Origin of the sequence: Cellulomonas septica (assembly GCF_012396155.1) — a bacterium.
Classification (GTDB): domain Bacteria; phylum Actinomycetota; class Actinomycetes; order Actinomycetales; family Cellulomonadaceae; genus Cellulomonas; species Cellulomonas septica.
This window is the reverse complement of sequence record NZ_JAAXOY010000849.1, coordinates 1-1,224: the sequence shown is the minus strand read 5'-3', so window position 1 is coordinate 1,224 and position 1,224 is coordinate 1. Positions and strand designations below refer to the sequence as shown.

Sequence of the window (1,224 nt, the reverse complement as noted above, 5' to 3'; positions counted from 1 at the left end):
GTCACGACCGCGCGCTCCGAGCTCGCGGCCACCGTCTCCACGGTCGCCGACTGGCTCGCGCCCGTGACGACCGCCGCTGACGCGTCGCCGGGGGCGCTGCTCGTGTGCGGGGCGCTCGTCGGCACGATCGCCGGCGCGCTCACCTACGTCGCGGTCCGCACCACGACGCTGCCCGACGGGCGGCTCGTCCTGCTCCTGGCCGTGTGGCTGTCCTGCGTCGTCGCGGCGCTCGTCGGCGCGATCCCGACCGTGCTCGTCGGCCTGGGCCTGGACCCCGTCGGCGACGGCCGCTGGTACGTGCAGCAGATGCTGCTCTACGGCCCGACCGACGGCGGCGCCGCGGGGCTGCTGTACGGGTGGGTCCCGGCGCTGCTCGCCCTGCTCGTCGTCGGTCGTGCGACCGCACGGCGGCCGGCGGACCCGCCGAGCCTCCCGGACCGGGCGGTCGACGTCACCGTCTGACCCCGACCGCGGGACGCGGTCGGCCCGGGCGTCGTCGTCGGCCACCGTCGCCGGTCACCACGGCGTCGCGCCGACCGCCCCGCCATCCTGGAAACCCCGCCCACGCCGTGTGTCGGAGGTGCGTCGTAGCGTCGGTGCGGTGCACCACCTGTCCCGCGCCGACGCCCGCCGCGTCGCCGTCCGCGCGCAGCTGCTGACCGCGCCGCGGCCGACCGACGTGCTGGCCGTCGTGCGCGGGCTCACGATGCTCCAGGTCGACCACACCAAGGCCGTCGCGCCGAGCGCCGACCTCGTGCTGTGGAGCCGGATCGGGTCGCGGTACGACCCCGACGAGCTCGCGGACGCGGTCGACGACCAGACGCTCGTCGACGTGCAGGGCATGATCCGCCCGGCCGAGGACCTCGCGCTCTACACCGCGGAGATGGCCGCGTGGCCCGGACCGGACGCCAAGGCGTGGGCGCACTCCCAGGCCCGCTGGTTGCGCGACAACGCGGCGTGCCGCCAGGACATCCTCGACGCGCTGCGGGGTGACGGGCCGCTCACCGCGCGCGAGCTGCCCGACACGACCGTCCGCCCCTGGCGGTCGAGCGGCTGGAACCGGGACCGCAACGTCCCGATGATGCTCGACCTCATGGTGCAGGCGGGCGAGGTCGCCGCCGCGGGTCGGCGCGGGCGCGACCGGCTCTGGGACCTGGCCGAGCGGATCTACCCCGACGACCCGCCCGTGCCCGTCGAGGAGGCGCGGCGACGCCGCGACGAGCG

2 protein-coding genes are annotated in these 1,224 nt (G+C 76.8%); both read left to right on the top strand.

Translation table 11 applies throughout. The annotated features are described in order from the left end of the window. On the top strand, positions 1 to 462 hold a 462-nt coding region (locus HGA02_RS19755), incomplete at its 5' end, for a hypothetical protein (protein ID WP_210728846.1). Positions 463 to 601: 139 nt separating this feature from the next. Then, a partial coding sequence (locus HGA02_RS19750) for a DNA glycosylase AlkZ-like family protein (RefSeq protein ID WP_343035650.1) occupies positions 602 to 1,224 on the top strand: 623 nt, incomplete at its 3' end.